General features: G+C 66.5%; 2 protein-coding genes. One reads left to right on the top strand and one right to left on the bottom strand.

The window, feature by feature from the left end:
• Positions 1–72: 72 nt before the first annotated feature.
• Complete coding sequence (locus tag Pmi06nite_RS41580) at positions 73–240, bottom strand: hypothetical protein (protein ID WP_203958768.1); 168 nt, start codon at positions 238–240, stop codon at positions 73–75.
• 100 nt (positions 241–340) lie between these two features.
• Here Pmi06nite_RS41580 and lexA point away from each other — a divergent pair, with 100 nt between their 5' ends.
• Positions 341–1003, top strand: a complete 663-nt coding sequence (gene lexA, locus Pmi06nite_RS41575) for a transcriptional repressor LexA (RefSeq protein WP_239114574.1) — start codon at positions 341–343, stop codon at positions 1001–1003.
• Positions 1004–1149: the final 146 nt, after the last annotated feature.

Here is a 1149-nt window from a genome sequence, read left to right as displayed (position 1 = left end):
AATGCACGCTCATGCCGCGAGTCGCGCGGATACAACCATGCTGGCGAGTGGACGTCTGGCGTCGGACCTTACCTATACGACGGACTGGTAGGCGTCGTGCTCGGCGTAGTAGATGATCGCCAGCGTTGCCTCCTCGGGGGTCGGCGGGGCCCCGTCCCTCCATGCGCTCCAGACCTCCACTACCTCCTGAGCGATGCCGACCTTCAGCAGATGAGCGTGGTCTGGAGCAGTCGACGCCATGCCGTCAGCGGTCTGGTCTCGGAGAATGAGAGCATCGGACTCCGGGTGTTGTTCGGTGGGTCGTTCCGGCTCGCGGGTGCGGGCCCTTATCATTCGGCCGGTGACCGCCTACGACGAACTTGACCTGTTCGAGCAGTTGGATACCTCGAGTTTGCCGGCGCGGCAGCAGCGCATCCTGGTCGCGATCCGGGATTGGGTCATCCGGTATGGGTACTCGCCGAGCGTTCGGCAGATCGGTGACGCAGTGGGGCTGCGGTCGTCGTCATCGGTGTCCAAGCACCTGGCGAGCCTGGAGGAGAAGGGCTTCCTGCGGCGTGGTGCGACCGTGTCCCGGCCGATCGACGTGCGGGCGTTCCTGCCGGGGTCCCGGCCGACGGAGTCGGGTGGCGACTCAGTGGACGTGCCGGTGGTTGGCGAGATCGCCGCAGGGATCCCGATCCTGGCCGAGGAACACATCGACGACCTGCTGCGTTTGCCCCGCGGGCTCACCGGCCGCGGCACGGTGTTCGCGCTGCGGGTGCGCGGGGACTCGATGATCGAGGCCGCGATCTGTGACGGTGACATCGTCGTGGTGCGTCAGCAGCAGGAGGCCCACTCAGGGCAGATCGTGGCCGCGATGATCGATGGGGAGGCTACGGTCAAGGTGTACCGCCGCCGCAGCGGCCACGTCCTGCTCGAGCCGCGCAACCCGGCCTATGAGGTCATCGACGGCGACCAGGCCGCCGTGCTGGGCGTCGTCGTCTCGGTGCTGCGCAGCGTCTGACACTCGTTTGGACCAGCGCTGAGCAGGACCCCTGTTTCCCAGCTCAGAGGGAGTAGGTCACTAGCCGATTCCCAAGCTGACAGCGTCGCCGGCCTACTGTCGCTTGCGGTTGTGTCGATAGACACTGCGTGATGGACGAGGGGTGC

Source organism: Planotetraspora mira, from assembly GCF_016863275.1.
Taxonomy (GTDB): domain Bacteria; phylum Actinomycetota; class Actinomycetes; order Streptosporangiales; family Streptosporangiaceae; genus Planotetraspora; species Planotetraspora mira.
This window is presented reverse-complemented; position numbering and strand designations above follow the sequence as displayed.